This window comes from Pseudomonas sp. NPDC087612 (assembly GCF_044743505.1).
Taxonomy (GTDB): Bacteria; Pseudomonadota; Gammaproteobacteria; order Pseudomonadales; family Pseudomonadaceae; genus Aquipseudomonas.
The window spans coordinates 320,674-342,352 of the sequence record NZ_JBIUWO010000006.1 but is presented as its reverse complement, the minus strand read 5'-3'; the positions used below and the strand labels follow the sequence as shown (position 1 = coordinate 342,352).

The 21,679-nt window shown below is 65.1% G+C and carries 18 protein-coding genes; 4 read left to right on the top strand and 14 right to left on the bottom strand.

Annotation, left to right across the window (positions count from 1 at the left end; translation table 11 throughout):
- Positions 1 to 192: 192 nt before the first annotated feature.
- A complete protein-coding gene (locus ACIOVF_RS14945; RefSeq protein ID WP_093383213.1) occupies positions 193 to 633 on the top strand; it encodes an Rrf2 family transcriptional regulator in 441 nt (146 codons plus the stop codon).
- A gap of 14 nt (positions 634 to 647) precedes the next feature.
- Here ACIOVF_RS14945 and ACIOVF_RS14940 read toward each other — a convergent pair whose 3' ends face one another.
- From ACIOVF_RS14940 to ACIOVF_RS14880, 13 genes are all read right to left on the bottom strand, one after another.
- Entirely contained in the window at positions 648 to 2,063 is a 1,416-nt protein-coding gene (locus tag ACIOVF_RS14940; RefSeq protein ID WP_401290419.1) for an aldehyde dehydrogenase family protein, read from the bottom strand.
- On the bottom strand, positions 2,056 to 3,246 hold the full coding sequence (locus ACIOVF_RS14935; protein ID WP_401290417.1) for a pyridoxal phosphate-dependent aminotransferase: 1,191 nt from the start codon (positions 3,244 to 3,246) through the stop codon (positions 2,056 to 2,058). The genes ACIOVF_RS14940 and ACIOVF_RS14935 overlap by 8 nt, the downstream gene beginning before the upstream one ends.
- 28 nt (positions 3,247 to 3,274) lie before the next feature.
- Positions 3,275 to 4,882: a 5-guanidino-2-oxopentanoate decarboxylase gene (locus ACIOVF_RS14930; RefSeq protein ID WP_401290414.1), complete on the bottom strand. Its 1,608-nt coding sequence runs from the start codon at positions 4,880 to 4,882 to the stop codon at positions 3,275 to 3,277.
- Between the two features lie 10 nt (positions 4,883 to 4,892).
- Positions 4,893 to 6,983, bottom strand: coding sequence for an acetate--CoA ligase family protein (locus ACIOVF_RS14925; RefSeq protein ID WP_045198813.1), 2,091 nt, complete (start codon positions 6,981 to 6,983; stop codon positions 4,893 to 4,895).
- Between the two features lie 14 nt (positions 6,984 to 6,997).
- Positions 6,998 to 8,158 carry an acyl-CoA dehydrogenase family protein gene (locus tag ACIOVF_RS14920; protein WP_045198812.1) on the bottom strand — a complete coding sequence of 387 codons (1,161 nt, stop codon included), beginning with the start codon at positions 8,156 to 8,158 and terminating at the stop codon, positions 6,998 to 7,000.
- 31 nt (positions 8,159 to 8,189) lie between these two features.
- Positions 8,190 to 8,981: an enoyl-CoA hydratase/isomerase family protein gene (locus ACIOVF_RS14915; protein ID WP_401290409.1), complete on the bottom strand. Its 792-nt coding sequence runs from the start codon at positions 8,979 to 8,981 to the stop codon at positions 8,190 to 8,192.
- 254 nt (positions 8,982 to 9,235) lie between these two features.
- The gene (locus tag ACIOVF_RS14910; protein ID WP_045198808.1) at positions 9,236 to 10,639 is read right to left on the bottom strand and encodes an amino acid permease; all 1,404 of its coding nucleotides are present in this window, start codon (positions 10,637 to 10,639) and stop codon (positions 9,236 to 9,238) included.
- A 202-nt stretch (positions 10,640 to 10,841) separates the two neighbouring features.
- On the bottom strand, positions 10,842 to 13,097 hold the full coding sequence (locus tag ACIOVF_RS14905; RefSeq protein WP_401290406.1) for an ATP-binding protein: 2,256 nt from the start codon (positions 13,095 to 13,097) through the stop codon (positions 10,842 to 10,844).
- Positions 13,094 to 13,867 carry an ABC transporter substrate-binding protein gene (locus ACIOVF_RS14900; RefSeq protein ID WP_045198805.1) on the bottom strand — a complete coding sequence of 258 codons (774 nt, stop codon included), beginning with the start codon at positions 13,865 to 13,867 and terminating at the stop codon, positions 13,094 to 13,096. Before ACIOVF_RS14900 ends, ACIOVF_RS14905 begins: the two co-directional genes overlap by 4 nt.
- A gap of 4 nt (positions 13,868 to 13,871) precedes the next feature.
- A complete protein-coding gene (locus tag ACIOVF_RS14895) occupies positions 13,872 to 14,588 on the bottom strand; it encodes a response regulator (protein ID WP_045198803.1) in 717 nt (238 codons plus the stop codon).
- A 69-nt stretch (positions 14,589 to 14,657) separates the two neighbouring features.
- Positions 14,658 to 15,302 (bottom strand): TetR family transcriptional regulator C-terminal domain-containing protein, encoded by a 645-nt coding sequence (locus ACIOVF_RS14890; RefSeq protein ID WP_093383240.1) that lies wholly within the window; start codon positions 15,300 to 15,302, stop codon positions 14,658 to 14,660.
- A 206-nt stretch (positions 15,303 to 15,508) separates the two neighbouring features.
- Positions 15,509 to 16,264, bottom strand: a complete 756-nt coding sequence (locus ACIOVF_RS14885; RefSeq protein WP_045198799.1) for a class II aldolase/adducin family protein — start codon at positions 16,262 to 16,264, stop codon at positions 15,509 to 15,511.
- Positions 16,265 to 16,335: 71 nt separating this feature from the next.
- Positions 16,336 to 17,373, bottom strand: coding sequence for an ABC transporter substrate-binding protein (locus tag ACIOVF_RS14880; protein ID WP_045198796.1), 1,038 nt, complete (start codon positions 17,371 to 17,373; stop codon positions 16,336 to 16,338).
- A gap of 184 nt (positions 17,374 to 17,557) precedes the next feature.
- On the opposite strand from ACIOVF_RS14880, the gene ACIOVF_RS14875 reads away from it, so the two are divergent.
- The 3 genes from ACIOVF_RS14875 to ACIOVF_RS14865 are packed head-to-tail and all read left to right on the top strand — an operon-like array spanning position 17,558 to position 20,930.
- Positions 17,558 to 19,507 (top strand): FAD-dependent oxidoreductase, encoded by a 1,950-nt coding sequence (locus ACIOVF_RS14875; RefSeq protein WP_045198794.1) that lies wholly within the window; start codon positions 17,558 to 17,560, stop codon positions 19,505 to 19,507.
- Between the two features lie 46 nt (positions 19,508 to 19,553).
- Positions 19,554 to 20,159: a helix-turn-helix domain-containing protein gene (locus ACIOVF_RS14870; RefSeq protein WP_045198793.1), complete on the top strand. Its 606-nt coding sequence runs from the start codon at positions 19,554 to 19,556 to the stop codon at positions 20,157 to 20,159.
- Between the two features lie 24 nt (positions 20,160 to 20,183).
- The gene (locus ACIOVF_RS14865; RefSeq protein WP_401290400.1) at positions 20,184 to 20,930 is read left to right on the top strand and encodes an enoyl-CoA hydratase-related protein; all 747 of its coding nucleotides are present in this window, start codon (positions 20,184 to 20,186) and stop codon (positions 20,928 to 20,930) included.
- 93 nt (positions 20,931 to 21,023) lie between these two features.
- Here ACIOVF_RS14865 and ACIOVF_RS14860 read toward each other — a convergent pair whose 3' ends face one another.
- Complete coding sequence (locus ACIOVF_RS14860) at positions 21,024 to 21,326, bottom strand: DUF3077 domain-containing protein (RefSeq protein WP_258717046.1); 303 nt, start codon at positions 21,324 to 21,326, stop codon at positions 21,024 to 21,026.
- Positions 21,327 to 21,679 lie beyond the last annotated feature (353 nt).

The following is a 21,679-nucleotide window of genomic DNA, read 5'->3' as shown; positions in this document are numbered from 1 at the left end:
AAGGATTCAGCCAACCTCGCACGCATCGATGCAAATATTTGTAATTGTCATCGTAACAAATACATTAAACTCAAAAACACGTCGCTGCCAATCCCCTTCCTCTGTAGGAGCGGGCTTGCCCCGCGATAGGTTTTTTTCAGTCACATCGATTCGCGGGGCAAGCCCGCTCCCACAGACAAGGGACTTCGCCAGATGAGCCAGTCGACCCGCCTGATCACCGCCTCGTACATCCTCTCGTTCGTGGCCGCCAATGCGCCGCAAAAGCTGCGCACCGAGACCATCGCCAAGTGGGTCAAGACCCACCCCACGCGGGTGCGCAGCCTGGTCTCGCTGATGGTCAAGGCCAATATCCTCAAGTCCTGGCGTGGCGCCCATGGCGGCTTGACCCTGGCCCGCCCGGCCAGCGAGATCACCCTGCGCGAGGTCTATGACGCGGTGCAGGAGAGCTCGCTGATCGCCGAGAAAATCGACAACCCGTTTTCCGGCATGGAAGATCATTGCAAAGTGTTCGAGGTGTTCACCCGCCTGTTCGCCATGCTCGAAGCCAACATGCGTCTGGACCTGGGGGCCATCACCGCCGACCAGTTGTTCGTCGCCTTCGACAAGCCGCAGGACAACATCGGGCAGGCCTGAGCCTGCCCGACACTTCAGAGCTGAATGGCCTTGGTCTCGACGAACTCGGCCAGGCCCTCCTCGCCCCATTCGCGGCCATTGCCCGAGGTCTTGTAGCCGCCGAACGGCGCCTGGTAGTTGAACGCCGCGCCATTGATAAAGCACTGCCCGGCGCGCAGTTGCCGGCCCAGGTGCAGGGCCCGCTCGCGGTCGGCCGCCCACACTGCGCTGGACAAACCAAAGGGCGAGTCATTGGCGATGGCCAGCGCTTGCGCCTCATCGGCATAGGGGATCAGGCACAGCACCGGGCCGAAGATCTCTTCCTGGGCGATACGCATGCGGTTGTCGACGTCAGCGAACAGCGTTGGCGCCACGTAGAAGCCACGCTCGAAACCTGGCGCCGTGTCGCCGCCACACAACAGCCGTGCGCCCTCCTCCTGGCCGATGCGGATGTAGTCCAGCACGGTGCGCCGCTGCGCTGCCGAACACATCGGGCCGAGGAAGCTGCCGGGGTCTTGCGGGTCGCCCATGACCAGGCTGCGGGTTTCATCCACGGCGATTGCCAGAGCCTCTTCATAACGGCTGGCCGGCAACAGCATGCGCGTCAGTGCCGTGCAGGTCTGCCCGGAATTGATCATTACGTCCTGCACGCCATAGCGCACCGCGGCTTCCAGGTCGGCGTCGGCGGTGATCAACAACGGCGACTTTCCGCCCAGTTCCAAGCACACGCGCTTGACCGACGGCGCCGCCGCCTGGGCCACGCGCACACCGGCGCCGGTAGAGCCGGTGAACGACACCATGTCGACTTGCGGGTGGCGGGCCAGCGCCTCGCCGACCTTGGCGCCGGGGCCGCTGACCAGGTTGAAGACCCCGGCCGGCAAGCCGATGGCATCGATCATCTCGGCCAGCAAAAAGGCATGCAGCGGGGTTTCCTGGCTCGGCTTGAGCACCACCGTGCAACCGGCGGCCAGGGCCGGGGCGAGCTTGCCGATCAACTGGTGCAGCGGGTAGTTCCAGGGGTTGATGAAGGCGCACACACCGACGGCCTCGCGCACCACCAGCGAGTTGCCGACCTCGCGCACCTCATCCATCAGCCCGGCCAGTTCGATGTACTGCTCAAGGCCGACAATCGGCCCGTCGACCTGCACCGCCCGGCACCATTGCACCGGCATGCCCAGCTCGCTGGTGATCACGGCGGCCATCTCATCGGCGCGGGCCTTGAGCTGCTCGGCCAGGGCGCGGATGAAACCTGCGCGCACGCTGGACGGGGTTTGCGACCAACTGCCAAAGGCATGGCGCGCAGCTGCCACCGCGCGGTTGACGTCGTGCTCGTCGCCCAGCGGCACCCTGCCTGCCACGGTTTCGGTGGCCGGATTGATCACCTCGGCCAGGCCCTGCCCCGACGGCAGTTGCCAGCTGCCATCGATAAACAGCCGCGAATAGTCAGCCATGGGCCTTGCCCTCCATCAGTTCGGCGGCGCAGCGGGCAATACGCTGGCAAGCCTCGCGCAGCGGTTCGGCGCCGAGCACCAGGCCCAGGCGGATATGCCCGGCGGCGCTGGGGCCGAACGCTTCGCCGGCAAGTACCGAGACGCCATGGTGATCGAGCAGGCGATAGGAGAACGCCTGGGCGCTAAGGCCGGTTTCGCGGATATCGACCATCACGAACATGCCGCCATCGGGCTTGAGCGCACGCAAGCCCGGGCAATCGGCCAGGCACTCGCAGACCAGGTCACGGCGCTGGCGGTAGGCTTCGCGCATGGCCGCAAGCTCCGGCAGTTGTTGCTCCAGAGCCACCACGGCGGCGTCCTGGATGAAGTCCGGCGAGCCGTAGAGCATGCACAGTGCGAGGTTTTCCAGGTGCGTGGCCAAAGCCTGCGAGCCGACCACCCAGCCCACCCGCCAGCCAGTCATGGCATGGGACTTGGACAAACTGTTCAAGGTTGCGGTGCGCTCGGCCATGCCCGGCAGGCTGCCGGGGCTGATGTGCTCGCCGTCGTACAGCAGCTCGCTGTAGACCTCATCGGAAATCAGCCACAGGTCATGGGCAATGCACAATTCGGCCAGGGCCTCCCAGGTGCTGCGCGGCAGGCTGGCGCCGGAGGGGTTGTGCGGGCTGTTGAGGGCCAGGGCGCGGGTCTTGGGGGTGATGCGCGCGGCGACATCTTCAGCCTGGACCCGAAAGCCGTTCTCCGGGCGCACCGGCACCGGGATCACCGTGGCGCCACAGGCGCCGAACACCGCTTCGTAAGTAACGTACATCGGCTCGGCGACAATCACCTCATCACCGGGGTTGAGCAGGCACTGGGCCACGCAGAACAGCGCGCATTGAGCGCCGGCCAGCACCGTCACCTGATCGGCGCCGGTCGGCTGGCCGCTGCGTTGCTGATGGCGGCGGGCAATGGCCTGGCGCAGGGCCAGTTTGCCGCGCACATCGGAGTAATGGGTGTGGCCGTTGCGCAGGCTGTCGATGGCGGCCTCAACGATCGGCGCCGGGGTGTCGAAATCCGGGTCGCCGACCGACAGCAGCAACACGTCCTGGCCTTTTTCCAGCAGCTCAAGGGCGCGATAGTGAATCTCCCAGGCAGCGGCACCGTCACCGGCGATACGTTGGGTCAGAGCGGAAAAACGCATGGCAGTCTCCCAAAAAGGCAGTTGAAGCTCAGCGCGCGCAGGCGTGCTTGAGCTCGATCAGGGTCACGCCATTGCGGGCAAAGCCGCTGCGCAGTTCCCGTTGCAGGTCATCCAGGCTGTGTGGCTGCGCCACGTTGCAACCAAAGGCCCGGGCCAGGCCGATGAAGTCCGGGTTGCGCGGCAGCACGCCGATTGGCTCGATATCCAGGCCGAGCATGTCGTCGCGAATCTGCCCCAGGGCATCGTTGTTCCACAGCAGGACCACCAGCGGCCGGTCCAGTTCTTCGACCGCAGTGGCCAGTTCCTGGGCGGTGTAGAGGAACCCGCCATCACCGACCAGCACCAGGCCCGGGCGGTCAGCCGTGGCGAACATGGCGCCGATACCGGCAGGCAAGCCGTAACCGAGGGTGCCGTAGCCGGTGGGGTGCAGCCAGCTACGGGGCGCGCGGCTGGCATAGACATAGTTGCCGGTGTAGGCCAGCTGGGTCATGTCGGTGCTGATAAAGGCGTTGGCCGGAAGCGCTGCGGCAACCCGGTCCAGGATTGCCTGGTGGATTGCCTGCAGCGGGCCATGGCTGGCCTTGACCGCCTGGCGCAGGCTGGCGACCGCAGCACTGGCGGCAGCGGCATCACGCGGTGCTGGCGGCAAACGTTCGAGCAACGCCGCGACGGTCTGCCGGGCATCGCCCTGCAAGGCCACGGCACAGGGGTAGAAGTCGTTGAACTTGCGCGGATCGATATCCACCCGCAGCAACTCGCCATTGAGTTGCAACCGTTCACGCCAGAAGTCGGTGTCGGCCATTTCGGTGCCGACCGCAAGGATCACATCGGCCTCGGCGATCAGTTGCCAGCCTGGCTCCACGCACAACGCTGAGCCGGCATTGAGCGGCGCATCGGGTGGCAGCAGGCCTTTGCCGGCAACGCTGGTGAACAGCGGCGCGGCCAGGCGGGTGCTCAGTTGTTGCAGCTCCTGGGCCGCGGCCAGGGCACCGCCACCGGCGATGATCATCGGCCGTTTGGCGCCGGCCAATTTGCCTGCGGCCTGATCCAGCGCGCTGCTGGCCGGCACGCCCCGGCCCGGGCGGCGCACCACTTCATTGCTCCAGTCGCGGGCGACCGGTGCGGCCAGCACATCCAGCGGCACCGAAATATGCACCGGGCGCGGGCGTTCGCTGTCGAACACTGCGTAAGCCCGGGCGATCAGCTCGGGCAGGTCCTCGGCGCTCAGGGCCACCGCAGAAAACGCTGTGATCGGCGCGGTCATGGCGCGCTGGTCCTGGGTTTCGTGCAGGCAACCCCAGCCTTTGCCGAGGCTCGCGGTATGGTTGACGCTGGAAATCACCAGCATCGGAATCGAATCGGCGTACGCCTGGCCGATGGCGGTGGCGGCGTTGGTAACCCCGGGGCCGGTGATGACGAAACACACCCCCGGCTTGCCGCTGACCCGCGCATAACCGTCGGCCATGAAGCCTGCGCCCTGCTCGTGGCGGGTCAGCACGTGGCGGATGCCGCTGCCGGGCAGGCCGCGGTAGAGCTCCAGGGTGTGTACCCCGGGAATGCCGAACACGGTATCGACGCCGTAGTTGGCCAACAGGCGCACCAGGGCCTGGCCACCGGTCAATGGGCTGTTGTGCATGTTCATCTCCTTACACCTGGCCGAGGCGAATCAACGCATCGACCGCGGTGGTGCCCTGGGCACCGACCATTAATGGGTTGACATCCAGTTCGAGCAATTGCGCGGCGTTCTCACAGGCGTAGTCGGCCACCGCACGAATCGCCGCCACCAGCGCCTCGAGGTCGGCCGCTTCACGGCCGCGAAAGCCCTGGAGCAAGGCGGCGCTGCGCAGGCCGAGCACGGCCTTGCGGATGGCGCCGTCGGTGGTCGGCAGCAGCAGGCTGGTGCTGTCCTTGAGCAACTCGACGAGGATGCCGCCCGCGCCGATCACCAGCGCCAGGCCGAAGTCGTTCTCGCGCTTGATGCCGACGATCAGCTCGGCCAGCGGCGCGCTGGCCATGGGTTCGAGCAGCACCTGGTCGAACACTACACCCGGCGCATAGGCCGCGATCCGCGTACGCATCTGTTCCAGGGCCGCGCCCAGGGCCTGCGGGTCACGCAGGTTGAGAGCAACGGCACCGGCTTCGGTCTTGTGCGGCAGTTGCGCACTGACCGCTTTGAGCACCAAGGGATAGCCGACCGTTTCAGCATCCTTGAGGGCTTGCTCAGGGCTGCTCAACACGCCCTTGGGCACCGCCAGGCCGAACGCCTGCAAGGCTTGCTTGGACTGCCACTCGGTGAGCAGCTCGCCCTCGCCATGCAGTGCCTGCGGGCACAACGGCGCCAATGCCGACTCGCCCAGATCAAGCAGCACCTGGCGCCTGGCCTGGTACGCGGCAATTCGCCCCCAGGCCGCCAGGCCATCCTCGACGCCCTGCAGCGCGGCAATGCCGTGGCCATGCAGGCGCTCGCGGGCAACGGCCGGCAGCAGCTCGGGCAAGGCCGAGGTGACAAAACCGCTCTTGCCGTGGCGTTTGAGCGCCGCGCAGTACAGCTCCAGCAGCAGGTCGCACTCCTTGCGCTCGCCGGTGAACTCGGCCGGGTAGTCGAGCACCAGCATGGCCGCATCGGCCTCGGTGCGCAGGGCACTGTCGAGCATGCGCTCAAGCGCGCAGGCGTCGCCCCAAATCGCCGTGGTGAAGTCCAGCGGGTTGACCAGGTTGGCATAGCTTGGCAACACCTGGGCCAGCTCGCCGACCTGGCCGTCATCCAGCTTCGGCAGGCTCAGCGCGTTGCGTTCGGCATAGTCGGCAATCAGCCCGGCGTCACCACCGGAGCAGGCCAGGGCAATCAGCCTGCCGCCCTTGGGCAGCTGGCCGCAGGCGGCGGCCTTGAGGGTTTCGACAAAGCTCACCGGGCCGCTGACGCGGATCACCCCGAGGCGCTCGAACAGGCTGTCGTACAAGGCATCGGAGCCGGACAGCGAGCTGGTGTGGCTCAGCGCCAGTTGCGCGCCGATCTGCGACACCCCGGTTTTCAGGGCGATGATCGGGATGCCCTTTTCCAGTGCCTTGTGCGCGGCGCGGGCAAAGCCCGGCACGTTCTTCAGGCCTTCCAGGTGCAGGCCGATGGCGGTCACCCGCGGCTCATCGAGCAGCGCGTCCATCAGTTCGGCGATACCGATCTGCGCCTGGTTGCCCACCGAGGCCATGTAGGCCACCGGCAGCGAGCGGTCGCTCATCGACAGGTTGTAGGCAAAGTTGCCGCTCTGGGTCAGCACCGCCACGCCCTTCTCCACCGCCTTGCCGCCATGGGCCACCGGCCACAGCGCCGAGCTGTGCAGGTAGTCGAGCAAGCCATAGCAGTTGGGGCCCAGCAGCGCCATGTCGCCGGCGGCCTTGAGCAGTTGCTGTTGCAGGGCCAGGCCTTCGGCGCCGGTTTCGGCAAAGCCCGAGGCGTAGCAAATGGCCCCGCCGGCGCCCTTGGCGGCCAGCTCGGCCACGCAGGTCAGGGTCAGTTCGCGGTTGGTGGCGATGAACACCGCATCCGGCGCACAGGGCAGTTCGGCGACGCTGCGCACACACGGCACGCCATCGAGGCTGTCGTGCTGCGGGTTGACCAGCCACATCTGCCCTGGGTAGCCGCCTTCGGCGCAGCGCTTGAAGGCCCGGGCCATGCTGCGCCCGCCGACGAAGGCCAGGTGGCGCGGGGCGAGCAGGCGTTTGAGGTTGTCTCGTAACATGAGCAGGCTCCTGGTCAGCGCAGCAGCGGGCGCAGCAGTTCACGGGAAATGATGTGCCGCTGGATCTCCGAGGTGCCCTCCCAGACCCGCTCGATGCGCGCATTGCGCCAGATCCGCTCGACCGGCCCTTCGTCCATCAGGCCCATGCCGCCATAGATCTGCACCGCCTCATCGGCGACCTTGCCGAGCACTTCACTGGCAAACAGCTTGGCCATGCCCGCCTCGCCGTCGGTCATCGTGCCCTGGTCCATTTTCCAGGCAGTGTGCAGGGTCAATAGCTCAGCGGCGCGGATTTGCGTGGCCATGTCGGCGAGCTTGAACGAAATGCCCTGGTAGGTGCCGATCGGCTGGCCGAACTGCTTGCGGTCGGCCGCCCATTGCAGCGACACATCCAGGGCGCGCTGGGCCTGGCCAACACAGTTGGCGGCAACCATCACCCGCCCGGCGGTCAGCCAGGCGTTGGCCACTTCCCAGCCCTTGCCGACCTCACCGAGCACCTTGCTGGCCGGCACCTTGCAGTCATCGAAGAACAGCTCGAAGGTGTGATAGCCGCGATTGCTCACGCATTTAGGCCCGCGGCGGATGGTCATGCCCGGGGTGCCGCGGTCGACCAGGAAGGCGGTCACCGCATTGCGCGTCTTGCCGTTGTGCTGGTAGGTGTCGGTGACGGCAAAGACAATGGCGAAATCGGCATGCCCGGCATGACTGATAAAGTGCTTGCTGCCGTTGAGCACAAAGTTGTCGCCCTCGCGCACGGCGCGGGTCTTGATCGCATTGGCATCGGAGCCGGCGCCAGGCTCGGTGAGGGCAAAGCAGTCGGTCTTCTCGCCCTGGATGCACGGCAGCAGGTAATCGTTGATCTGTTCGTCCTTGCAAGCCATGAGGATCTTCGACGGCCGCGCGACAAACACGTGCAGGGCCCACGACACCTTCGACAGCTCGCGTTCGATCAGCGCCTGGGACAGGTAGTCGAGGCCGCCACCGCCGACTTCCTCGGGCATGTTGAAGGCATAGAAGCCGGCGGCGATGGCCTTGCCGCGAATCTGCGCGGCAAGCTCTGGCGAGACCTCGTCGGCGCGGTCGACGGCCTCTTCATGGGGCAGTAACTCCTTGGCGACAAAACTGCGTACCGCTTCCACCAACATTTGTTGTTCTTGGGTCAGTTGGAAATTCATGAGTCGATCCTGAAGAAGTGCTTGTAAGTGTTTATTTACCAACGAAATTAGCAGTGCGCTTCTCGACGGCGGCGCGCAACGCTTCGGCGCCGTCTGCGCTGCGCCCGCACAGCAGCCCGGCGGCAAGCTCAGCCTGTAGCTGCTCGCCCAGGGTGCGCTGGGCGCCGTCGCGGATCAGCTGCTTGGTCTGGGCGAAGGCGAAGGTCGGGCCCTTGGCCAGGCGCCCGGCAAGGTCTGCGGTCACCGCCTGCAACTGCTCATCGGCGCACACCTCGCCGACCAGCCCGGCCGCCAGGGCCCGCTCGGCGCCCCACAGCTCATCGAGAAACAGCAGGCGCTTGGCCTGTTCGCTGCCGATCAGCCGTGGCAGGTGCCAGCTGGCGCCGGCATCCGGGCTGTAGGCCATGCTGGTGTAGCCAGCCTTGAACCGCGCCGAGGCCGCTGCAATACGCAGGTCGCAGCACAGGGTCAGGTCCATGCCGGCGCCGACGGCGGTGCCGTTGATGGCGGCGATGGTGGGCTTGTCGAGGCTGTGCAGGCGCTGCATCAGGGCATGGGCGGTTTCGGTCCAGCCGTAGCTTTCCAGCGCGCCGCGGGATTCGGCCTCGGCCCATTCGGCAAGGTCGGCGCCGGCGCAGAAGCTGCGACCCGTGCCGGTCAGCACCACCACACGCACGGCCGGGTCGGCGTTATGGGCGTCGAGCAAGGCATGCAGGTTTTTCAGGCTGGGGATGTCCAGCGCGTTGCGCTGGTCGGGGCGGTTGAGGGTGATCCAGGCAATGCCGGCTTCGACCTGGCTGAGCAGCGACGCAGGAGGGGTCATGGGTGGCCTCGAATTATTGTGGTTGCCGTGAGAGGTATGACGTGAGGCCATACTAAACGAGTGTTCAACAAGGAGACAATCGGCTGGATAACTTGCTGTAACAGATGAAGTTACAGAGCTAATTGCTTGTTTTTATGAGATTTAAATACTTACACTGAGAAGTAATGGCCGCGCCTGTTACAACTTTGTACAACCTATCGCGGGGCAAGCCGCTCCTACATTTACAGGTAGGAGCGGCTTGCCCCGCGATGGGTTTACACCGACGGCGCCAACACCGCCTGGCGCTTGCGGTGGATGATGAAGTACGCCGCGTAACACACGGCGATGAAACCAAAACCCCAGTACAGCGACGGCCGCTGGGTTTCGTCCAGGGCCAGGAACACGAACAGCGAACTGCACAGGGTGATGCACAGCAGCGGCACCAGCGGGAACAGCGGCGCGCGGTACTTAAGGTCGGCCAGCTTGCCGCCATCGCGCAGGTACGCACGGCGGAACTTGTACTGGGCCAGGGCAATGACGATCCAGGTCACGGTGCCGGACATGCCGCTCACCGCCATCAGCACCATGAACAAGGTGTCGGCGGCAACGAAGCTGGTCATCAGCGACACCAGGGCAAAGCACAGGGTGATGCTCAGGGCCCGCAGCGGCACGCCGCGCTTGCTCAAGGGCGACAGGCTCTTGGGCGCCATGCCGGTCTTGGACATGGCCCAGAGGATGCGCGTCGAGGCATACAGGCCGGAGTTGCCCACCGACAGGATCGCGGTAAGGATGACGAAGTTCATCAGGTCGGCGGCGTAGGGAATGCCGACCATGTCGAACACCTGCACGAACGGGCTCTCCATCAGCCCGGCCTGCTGCCACGGCACGATGGCCGAAAGCACGACGATGGCCAGCACGTAGAAGATCAGTACGCGGAACACCACGTTGCGCACCGCCCGCGGGATGCTCTTTTCTGGCTGGTCGGTTTCACCGGCGGCCACGCCCATGATCTCGCACCCCTGGAAGGCATAGACCACGGTCATCATCACTGCGAACACCGCCGACAGGCCGTTGGGGAACATCGAGTCGCCAATCAGGTTGTTCATCATCGGCGCCGGCTCGCCGCTGGTCAGCGGGATCGCGCCGAAGATCACCAGCACGCCGACGATGATAAACCCGAGGATCGCCGCCACCTTGATCCCCGAGAACCAGTACTCGGCTTCGCCAAAAGCGCGGGTGGCCAGGGCATTGAGGCCGAACAGCACCACCACGAACAGCGCCGACCAGTACCAGATCGGCACCTCGGGGAACCAGCGCACCATCAGCATGCCGGCCGCGGTGAACTCAAGGCCGACGGTGGTGGCCCAGCTCATCCAGTACACCCAGCCGATCATGAAGCCGGTGGCCGGGCCGATGAATTTGGTCGCGTGGGTCTGGAACGAGCCGGACACCGGCATCTGCACCGACAGCTCGCCCAGGCAGACCATCACCAGGTACATCAGAAAACCGGCCACCAGGTAGGCGAGGATCGCGCCCATGGGCCCGCCCTGGTTGATGGTCACCCCCGAGCCCATGAACAGCCCGGTACCGATCACCCCGCCCAGCGACAGCATGAAGATGTGCCGGCTTTTCAGCGCACGGGTCAGGTGGATGCCTTTACGGTCAGTAGAGTCAGTCATGTCGGCACCTCAACAGTGGTTGAAGCGCGGGAGGGACAGGCGATGGTGCGGGGACGGCTGAGCTTTACGGCAGTTCATTATTATTATCTCCAATAAGCTTCGAAGACCGCGTGCAGCGGTTGCCGTCGATTATTGGAAAGCGATGTAAGCTGGCGTTGTACCTGAAGATCGAAGATGTAAAAAGTCGTAAGGTTTTTGTACGTCAGCTCTGGATCAACTGTTTGAGGGTCTGTGCGGCCAGGCGCAACTGCTCGGTCAAGGGTACTTGCAGTGCATTCAAGGCCGCCTGGTGCTTACCCAGCGCTGCTGCCTCGAGCCCGCGCAGTACCGTCGCCAGGCCGCTAAAACCCAGGGAGTCGCTGCTGCCGGCGAGGCGATGGGCCAGGTGTGCGACCTCGGTGCAGTCACCGGCCTTGAGCGCCTCGGCCAGCGCGCCTTGGTGCTGTTCGAGGGCATCGCGCAGCACCGTCAGCAAACCCTGGACTTTCTGTTCGCCGAGCAGGCTGCGATGGGTGTCGAGCAGCGCCCAGTCCATGCCCTGCCCGGCCGTCGCCGCCTCGACCACCACCCCCTGTTGCGCCAGCGCCTGGCGCAGGCTGTCGAGCTTCAGCGGCTTGGCGAGGATGCCCTGCATGCCCGCCGCAAGAAATCCGCGCACCAGCGCCGGTTGCACGCTGGCGGTCAGCGCCAGTATCCGGCAAGCGCGGTTCGGCCCGGGAATGCGGCGGATCTGCCGGCACAGCTCGACGCCACTGATACCCGGCAGGTGCACGTCGAGCAGGATCAGCTCGAAGCGCCGCTGGGCGCAGAGCTCCAGCGCCTGTTCACCGTCTTCGGCCATCCACAAGCGGTGGCCGTCACGCTGCAGCAGGCCGCGCACCACCTCGCGGTTGAGCTCGACGTCTTCGACCACAAGAATATCCAGGGCCTGCACCGCTGCCGCCGGCAGCAGCGCCGGGGCCTCGGCGGCCGCCGCTTGCAGCTGCAGTTCGAACCAGAAACAACTGCCCTGGCCCTCAACGCTTTCAAGACCGATGCGCCCACCGAGCAGCTCGACCAGGTGCTTGCAGATCGCCAGGCCCAGGCCGGTGCCGCCGTAACGCCGGGCCACGGCGTCGCTGGCCTGGACGAAGCGATCGAAAATCCGCCCCTGCACCGGCGCAGCGATGCCGATGCCGTTGTCGCGCACGCTGACCCGCAACTGTTGGCGGCCTTGCGCCTGGTCCAGCACCTGGACATCGACACTCACCTCGCCGGCCTCGGTGAACTTGATGGCGTTGGCCAGCAAGTTGCTAAGCACCTGACGCAAAAACTGCTCGGCGCCGTGCTGGCGAGGCGCCAACTGGCTATCGATGCGACAGCGCAGCACCGTATCGTTGTTCAGCGCTCGCGGCTCGAGCAGGGTCATGACCTCATCGCATAATTGGCGCAGGGAGAAGTCCACCGGCTCCGGGTGGCTTTCGCCCTCTTCCAGGCGGGCGAAATACAGCACTTCGTTAAGGATGGTCAGCAAACCTTCGCCGGCTTTGTACAGGGCATCCAGGCGCTTGCGGTCACGGGCGTCGAGGTGCGCTTCGCGCAGCAGTTCGGCCATGCCGAGGATGCCGTTGAGCGGGGTGCGCAGTTCATGGCTCATGGTTGCCAGGAAGCGCGACTTGGCCAGGTTCGCCGCCTCGGCCTCCTCCTTGGCATGCATCAGGCTGGCGGTGCGGCGCTCGACCATCTTCTGCAGTTCGTCGCGTTTGTCCTGCAGGGCCAGGCGGTCGATTTCACGGCGATCGATATCGCTGAGAATATTGCGCCGCATGTCGTCCAGGGCGTGGGCCACGGTATCGATTTCGTCTTCGCGGCTGGAGCGCCGCTTGTCCAGGCGCAGCGGCTCCTGCAAATCGCCGGCGCCTATACGGCGGGCAAACTCGGCCATCACCTGCAGGTGGCGGGTGACCAGGCGGTAGAACAACCCCGACAGGGCCACGGCCAGGCCGCAGAGGAACACGCTCATCCACAACAGGCTGGTCAGCCCGGTGGCGAACAGGCGCCGGTGCACCGCGCCCAGGTCGATGCTGACTTCCAGCTCGCCCAAATGGCGTGGCGGCCCTGACGGCGGCTGGTAGTCGAGGGCGAAACGCTCGATGCGCAGCGGCCCTTGCGGCGCGGCCTCGCCCTGCAGCAAGTCGAAATCAGCGCTGCTCAGGCGCACCCGCGCCACATCGGAAAAGTCCACCAGGCCGCGCAATTGCACGTTCAGTTGCTCCTGGTTGAGGTCCCAGAGGCTGCGCTCAAGGCTTGCCAGGTAGCCGGCGCGAATCAGCGCCATGCGCGAATCGATGTCGCGCATCTCGCGGCGGTACTCGAAATACAACTGCACGGTGCTGGCCAGCACGGTAAAGCACAGGCTGAACAACAGGATGAACAGCAGCAGGCGCCGCAGCAGGCCACCGGGTTGCAGGCGCATCAACGGGCGTCCGCCGGCAGGTTGACCATGTCGCGGTAGGTGACTTCGCTTTGTTCCAGCCAGCGCTGGATCTCACCGTTGTCGGTCATGCGCTGCAACTGCTCATCGATTTGCGCCATGTGCTGGCTCAAGGGTGAATGACGCGACACCGCCACCCGCAGGTAGTCGACGCTCAGCGCGGTGGGCAAGGCCTGGATGTCCTGGGCGCCAGGCAGGTGTTCGACGAACAACTGGCCGGTGCGCCGCTCCTGGATGACGAAATCGATGCGCCCGCGAATCAGCTTGCCGAAATTCTGCTGGCTGTCGGAGACCCACTCGATGTTCTGGTGGCGGGCGACGAAGCGGTCGAAGTCAGGGCCGTAGCTTTCGCCGAACAACAGCCCGCCGCGGTAGCTGGCAAGGTCCTCAAGGCGCTCGAATTTCACCGGCCGCTGGCGGTTGAAAAACACCGCCACCTCTTCGCGCAGCACTGGCACCGTGGAAAAACGCATGCCCTGGTCGCGCTGGTCGCTGTTGTAGGCCAACACCACGTCGACCCGGCCTTCGGCGGCATCGAGCAGGCAGCGCTTCCAGTTGCCGAGCACGACGATCTCCACCTCATAGCCCAGGCGCGCGAACAACTGGCGTACCACGGTCGGCGCCAGGCCGCGCACCTGCTTGCCGTCACTCCAGGAGACCGGCGGGTACACCGGGTAGTCGCAATAGCGGATGCGCTCGGCGCCCTGGGCCTGGGCGCCGAGCACCAGCAGGGCGAGCCAGAACAGCCGCCACATGCGCTCAGGCCGCCACGCTGGCGGTAAACAGGTAACCGGCGCCGTGAATGGTGATGATCAGCTGCGGTTCGGCCGGGTCATCGTGCAGCTTGCGCCGCAAGCGGCCGACCAGCACATCGATGGAACGGTCGTTGGGCACCCATTCGCGGTTGCGGATCTGGTCCATCAACTGGTCGCGGCTGAGGGTATGGCCGCTGTTGCGCAGGAACACGCTGAGCAGCTGGAACTCGCCATGGGTCAGCAGGGTTTCGCCGCCCTGGGGGTCGATCAGGCGCCGGCGGTCGGTGTCCAGGGCCCAGTCGGCAAACTGCTTGAGCGGATGATTGGCGCCACTGGGCGGCTTGCCGGCCTGGGCATGGCGCACCCGGCGCACCAGGTTCTTGGCCCGCGACACCAGCTCGCGCGGGTTCAGCGGTTTGATCACGTAGTCGTCGGCGCCGCATTCCAGGCCAACGATGCGGTCGATGTCGTCGTTGCGGCCAGTGATGAGGATGATGCCGACTTCCGAGCGCACCCGCAGTTCGCGGGTCAGGGTCAGGCCATCCTTGCCCGGCAGACGGATGTCGAGCATGACCAGGTCGACGGCCTGCTCGCCAAGAAAATGCTCGGCCTGCTCCGCCGTGGCGGCGCAGTGCACGTCGTAGCCTTCCTGGGACAGGTAGGCGTGCAGCAAGTCGCGAATCAGCGGATCGTCATCGACGACCAGTACCCGAGGCGTCATTGCGTGTTGTCTCTTATAGGAATTGTTGTATGACTCACGACAGCAGCGTACCCATTACTGAACGACCGATCAACAGCCCTCGATCAGGGTGAAGCGCCGGCGCCCACCGGCTTGCAAACCATCGACCCAGGCCTCGCAGATCTGCACGCCCTGCTCCGGGGTGAAGGTCCCGGGGTTGAGCCCCGATTCCAGCCACAGGCCGTCGAGCAAGGCGCTCAGGCTGATGGCCGCGAGGTCGGCGTTGAACGCCTGCCAGCCCTCCTCTGTGGCCAGGTCCGCCAGCAGCCGGCCCAGTTCGTTGCGGTACTCGCCGTAGGAATGATCGTGCACCTGGTTGATCGCCTCGGCGGTTTTCACCGCGCCCCAGAACGCCAGCCAGGCATCGAGCAGTTGCGGGTCGAGCAATTCGGCGCAGAACGAGGCGCGAAAGAACGCCGACAGCCGTTCGCGGGCATTGGGCGCGGCCTGGGCCATGGCTTCGCGGATCAGCCCCATGACCCGGCCGGTGACCGCCATGTAGGCCTCGGCGACCAGTTCGTCCTTGCCCGAATAGTGATGGCTGATCAACCCCACCGAGACGCCGGCCTCGGCGGAGATCTTGCGGATCGAGGCGCCCTGGAAGCCGTGGCGTTTCAGGCACACCAGGGTCGCTTCGACCAGGTTGGCCTTGCGCAACTCCGGGACCATACGGCTGTAACGGGCTTCCTGAGACATAGGGTTTCTCGAACAGAGTGAGTTGCAGGAACCCGGTGGGAGCGGGCCTTGCCCCGCGATCGAGCGCGAAGCGGTCGTAAAAGCGGCCAATGCGGTGTGTCTGTTTGCACCGTGTCGACAGGTTTTACTGCTGCTTCGCAGCAGATCGCGGGGCAAGGCCCGCTCCCACAGGATTGCGTATTGAACGACTGTACAACAACTGCTGATCAGTCGCGATAGCCCGGCGCCACCCGATCGAGCAGACGCAGCAATGCCGACCAGGCCAGTTGCATGCCGTCCGGATCGCTTAGCTCACCTTCCTTCAGCGGCCGCGCCGGTTCGTTGAACTGGCGTTCGGTGTGGGCACAGACTTCTTCCGACGGCAGCACCAGCTCGCCGGCCGCCATCGCCGTGAGCTGGATCTCGCAGGCTTTTTCCAGGTAGTACATGCGCAGGAACGCCTCGCTGACACTGCGCCCGACACTGAGCAAGCCATGGTTGCGCAAAATCAGCACCGCCTTGTCACCCAGGTCATCGACCAGGCGCGCTTGTTCGGCCATGTCCAGGGCGATGCCTTCGTAGTCGTGGTAGGCAACCTTGCCGTGGAATTCCATGGAAATCTGGTTGACCGCCAGCAACCCGCACTTGAGCGCCGCCAGCGCGCAGCCAGCCTTGGTGTGAGTGTGCAGCACGCACTGGGCGTCTTCGCGGGCACCGTGGATGGCACTGTGAATGACAAAACCGGCCGGGTTCACCGGGTACGGCGAAGCCTCCACCGCCCTGCCCGCCAGGTCGATCTTGACCAGGTTAGAGGCGCTGATTTCATCGAACATCAAACCATAGGGGTTGATCAGAAAATGATGCTCGGGGCCGGGAATGCGCACCGAGATATGGGTGAAGATCAGATCGGTCATGCGAAAGTGCGCGATCAATCGATAGCAGGCGGCCAGTTCCTGGCGCAGGCGGATTTCGGTCTCGGTCATTATTGTTGTCCTCAGGCGAAAAACTGGCCAGACAATAGGGCTGGACACCGTACGATGTCCAGCCACAGGGGTTAGCGACTGGCCCAAGCGTTGAAGCGCTCTTCCAGCTCATCGCCGTGATCGACCCAGAACTCGACGTTCATCGACAGTGCGCCCTCAAGGTTCTGCCTGGACGTCGGCACCCAGCTCGCCAGCTTCGGATCAAGCTCGGCGGCAGCCTGGGTGTTGGTCGGCCCGTAGGGGATTTGCTTGACGTAGCGCACCTGGGTGTCGGGCTGGTTGGCGAAGGCGATCAGGCGCTTGGCCTGGTCGACATGCCTGGAGCCCTTGATGATCGCCCAGTAGTCCATGCCGTACAGGCTGCCCGGCCACACCAGGGCCAGCGGGCTGCCCTCCTGGGCGGCGACGGCGACCCGACCGCTGTAGGTCGAGGTCATGACCACGTCGCCGGCGCTCAGCCACTGCGCCGGTTGCGCGCCGGCTTCCCACCACTGGATATAGGGCTTGAGCTCGCTGAGCTTGTTGAAGGCGCGGTCGACACCCTCGGGGGTGGCCAGGACCTTGTAGACGTCCTCGACCTTGACCCCGTCGGCCATCAGCGCGAACTCCAGGTTGTACACCGCACGCTTGCGCAGGCCGCGCTTGCCGGGGATTTTCTTGACGTCCCAGAAATCCGCCCACGAGGCCGGCGCCTGGGCCAGCTTGTTGCGGTCGTAGGCAATCGCCACGCTCCACACCAGCACCGCCGAGCCGCACTCCTGGGCGGCGTCGGGTATCAGTTGCTCGGCACGCCCGAGCTGGGTCCAGTCGAGGCGCTCGTACATGCCCTCGTCGCAGCCGCGCATCAGGTCCGGGCCTTCGATCTGCACCAGGTCCCAGTCGACGTTGCCGGTATCGACCATGACCTTGATCCGGGCCATTTCGCCGTTGTATTCACTCTGGATCAACGTGCTGCCGTCCTGGGCACTGAAAGGCTTGAAGATCGCCGCATCCTGGGCTTTCTGGCCGGCGCCGCCATAGGCGACCACGACCATGTCCGGTGCTGCCTGGGCGCCGCCGACTGCAAGGGCAAGCAACCAGGGAGAGAGCTTGAGCAGGTTCGATTTCATCAATGCTTCCTCTTGCCGGTACCACGTGATGCGTGGCCCGTTTTCTTGTTGTTGTGAGGTGTGCCCCAGGACCCGGGGTGATGTGCAAACTAGTCAAAGGCCAGTAAAAAAACAAGTTGATTTTTTACTGGCGGTACACTTCTATAGAAAAATAATAACAACACCCCGCTGGAGCCTGACCCGCATGTCGACCTTCGCGCACCTGTTCGAACCGCTGCACATCCGTGGCAAACGCCTGAAGAACCGCATCATGTCCAGCGGCCACGACACCTCGATGCCCACCGACAACCTGGTCAACGAGCGCCTGATTGCCTACCACCAGGCCCGTGCCGCCGGCGGCGTCGGCCTGATCGTACTGCAGGTGGCCGGGGTGCACGACAGTGCGCGCTACACCTCGCACGTGCTGATGGCCACCGACGATGCCTGCATCGACGGCTACCGCCAACTGGCCGAGACCTGCCATGCCCACGGCACCGTGGTGCTGTCGCAGATCTTCCACCCCGGGCGGGAAATCATGGAGTCCAGCGACGGCTTGCTGGCCGTGGCCTACTCGGCCTCGGCGGTGCCCAACGAGCGTTTTCGGGTGATGCCACGGGCGCTGGACCAGGCCATGATCGACGAGATCATTGCTGGCTATGCCGCTGCTGCCCGGCGCCTGCACCAGGCCGGCATCGATGGCGTCGAGGTGGTGGCCAGCCACGGCTACCTGCCGGCGCAGTTCATCAACCCACGGGTCAACCGCCGCAGCGATGGCTACAACGGTGAGCTGCAGCAACGCCTGCGCTTTGTCCGTGAAGTAATCGCCGCAGTGCGGGCGGCGACGGCAGACGACTTCATCATCGGCCTGCGCATCAGCGCCGATGAGCGCGACGCCGAGGGCCTGACCGAGGATGAATCGCTGGCGGCGGTGAAGCTGCTTCAAGCAGAACTGGACTACGTGCATATCGTCGCCGGCACCTCGGCCTCGCTCGGCGGCGCCGTGCACATCGTCCCGCCCATGGCTATCGAGGCGGCGTACCTGGCGCGCGAGGCCGGGACCTTCAAGGCGCAACTGAGCATTCCGCTGTTCGTTACCGGGCGCATCAACCAGCCCCAGGAAGCCGAACTGATCCTCGCCCGTGGCCAGGCCGATGTCTGCGGCATGACCCGCGCGCTGATCTGCGACCCGCAAATGCCCAACAAGACCCGCACTGAGCGCGTCGAAGATGTACGCGCCTGCATCGCCTGCAACCAGGCCTGCATCGGCCACTTTCACAAGGGCCTGCCGATCTCGTGCATCCAGCATCCGGAAACCGGGCGTGAGCAGCAGTTCGGCAGCTTGCAGCCGGCAGTTGTGCGCAAGCGCATCATGATCGCCGGTGGCGGCCCGGCCGGCATGAAGGCGGCGGCAGTGGCGGCAGCGCGCGGCCACGACGTGACTTTGTACGAAGCCAGCACACAGCTGGGCGGCCAGGTGCTGCTCGCGCAATTGCTGCCGCGCCGGGCCGAATTCGGCGGCGCCAGCACCAACCTGCAACGGGAGATGCAGCTGGCCGGGGTCAAGGTGGTGCGCAACACGCGCGTGGATCGCGCCCTGGTCGAACGCGAACAGCCCGACCTGGTGATCGTCGCCACCGGCGCCGAACCCTACTGGCCGGCCTTCGAGCGCGGTGGCGAACTGCAGGTGCTCGATGCCTGGCAGATCCTGCGTGGCGAGGCCCGGCCCGGGCGCTCGGTGCTGGTGGTCGACTGGCGCTGCGACTGGATCGGCCCGGGCATCGCCGAGCGCCTGGTGCGTGAAGGCCACCAGGTGCAACTGGCGGTCAATGGCACCCACTGCGGCGAAAGCCTGCCGCTGTACGTGCGCGACCAGATGGCCGGCGAACTGCACAAGCTGGGTATCCCGATCACCCCCTATGCGCGCCTGTACGGCTGCGACGACACCACCGTGTACCTGCAACACACCGCCAGCGGCGAGCCGATGATCTTCGAAGACATCGACACCCTGGTGCTGTGCCAGGGCCATCAGCCGGTCGATAGCCTGGCCGCCGAGCTGCACGGCCTGGTCGAGGTAAAACGCATCGGCGACTGCCTGGCCCCGCGCACGGTGGAAGAAGCCGTCTACGACGGTTTGAAGGTCGCCTGGAGCCTGTAAGCCTGTTTATACTCCGGGGCTTTGACAGTGCGGTTCGGAGCACGCCATGAGCAACAGCAGCAAGACGCCGCCCGCCGCCAGCCAGGAAGGCACCAGCACCGCGCATTTTCTCGGCACCCGTATCCGCGGCCTGCGCAAGCGCCGCGGCATGACCCTGGCCGAGCTTGCCGAGCAGAGCGAGCTGACCGCCGGCTACATCAGCCAGCTGGAGCGCAACCTCTCCTACCCGTCGATCCCGGCGCTGTTCAACATCGCCCGCAGCCTGGGCGTGACCATCCAGTGGTTTTTCGCCAGCGAGGCCAGCACCGCTCCGGAGGACAACGGCTACGTGGTGCGCAAGCACAGCCGCCTGAGCGTGCACTACGAAGACGGCATCGTCGACCAGTTACTGACCCCGCAACCCAACCGCCAGCTGGAAATCCTCCACTCGCGCTTCCCGCCGGGCACCTACAGCCAGCAAAGCTACAGCCATGACGGCGAAGAAGCCGGCTACCTGCTGTCCGGCAGTTTCGAGCTGTGGGTTGGCGAGCGCTATTTTCAGCTCGGCGAAGGCGACAGCTTCAGTTTTTCCAGCCAGGAGCCGCACCGTTACGGCAACCCCGGCGAAGTGGATGCGGTGGTGATCTGGGTGATCACCCCGCCGACGTTCTGATACCTACAACAACACAGGCACGCCATGAACGAACTGATCACCCGCGAACTGCACCAGGGCCTGCTGACCCTGACCTTCAACCGCCCGGACAAGCTCAATGCGTTGAGCAACGCCATGTACAGCCAGCTGGGCGAGCTATTGCTGGCGGCCCAGGAGGATGCTCAGGTCGAGGTCATCCTCCTGACCGGCGGCGTGCAATGCTTCAGCGCCGGCAACGACCTCAAGGACTTCCTCGACAACCCACCCAGCGACATGGACAGCCCGGTGTTTCGCCTGATGCGCGTGGTGCTGGCACTGGACAAGCCGCTGATCGCAGCGGTTGCCGGCGCCGCCATCGGCATCGGCGCCACCTTGCTGCTGCACTGCGACCAGGTACTGGTCAGCCGTTGCACTAAACTGCGCATGCCGTTCGTGCCGCTGGGGGTGTGCCCGGAGTTTGGCTCCAGCCTGCTATTGCCACGCCTGCTCGGTCATGCCCGGGCCGCGCGCTTGTTGCTGTGCAATGAACTGCTCACAGGCGAACAGGCCGTTGAATGGGGCCTGGCCAATGAGCTGCATGAAGATGGCGAACAGTGCCTGGCGGCGGCGCGCAAGCTGGCGGCACGGCTACAGGCCCTGCCCCAGGATGCACTGCGCATCAGCAAGCGCCTGCTCAAGGATGCCCACCGCCAGGAACTGGCCGACACTGTTCAGCGTGAAGGCCTGCTGTTTATCGAACGGCTGCAAACACCACAGGCGAAGGCGGCGTTGCGGGCGTTGGTCAAGGATTGACGCTGGCGGCCTCATCGCGGGTCAAGCCCGCTCCCACAGGTTCAACGCCACCGGGTGGGAGCGGGCTTGCCCCGCGATCCAGGCAACGCCGAATCAGTCTTTGACCACCCTCAACTCAATCCCATCCAACAACGCATCCACCAGCGCCCTGGCCAGCTCTACCGACTGCTGGGCCGACCAGACAAACTCTCGTCCTTCCTCACTGCAGTGCTGCACCGCCTGGCCAATAGTGGCGCTGGCACATTTGAGGTACAGCAAGGCATGCACCAGCGCGTCTTCGGCGCTGACACCTGCACACACGCTGAATAGCGGCGGATGCTCCGGGCAACTTCTGACAGGGGTTTCAACGGTTTCAGCGAGGTGCAGGCTTGGGGGATCGGGGACGAGCTTTTTCATGGTCAACTCCTAACTTGTGGAGCCGCCACGCTTTCGTCGCCAAACAAAATGGGTGGCAGCTGTACGCGGGTTGGCGAACCGGTAAGTTAGGAACCCGGCAGGGCCGAAGCCCTCCCGCGCACAGCCACCATAGAGAGTCATGGTGATGTCTTAACTTGTCCGGGTCGCCAAACCCGGTCACCGAACATTCAGTGACCGAGCGAGCCTAGTGTGCAGACCTTCCCCGGGCAAGCTTGTGAGATCGACAGATCTGCGTAGGATAGGTCCTAGGACCTGAAATTGGCTAGCGCTTTGCCGGCCTCATCGCTGGCAAGCCAGCTCCCACAGTGGCCGGCGTGACGCTGAACTTGTGG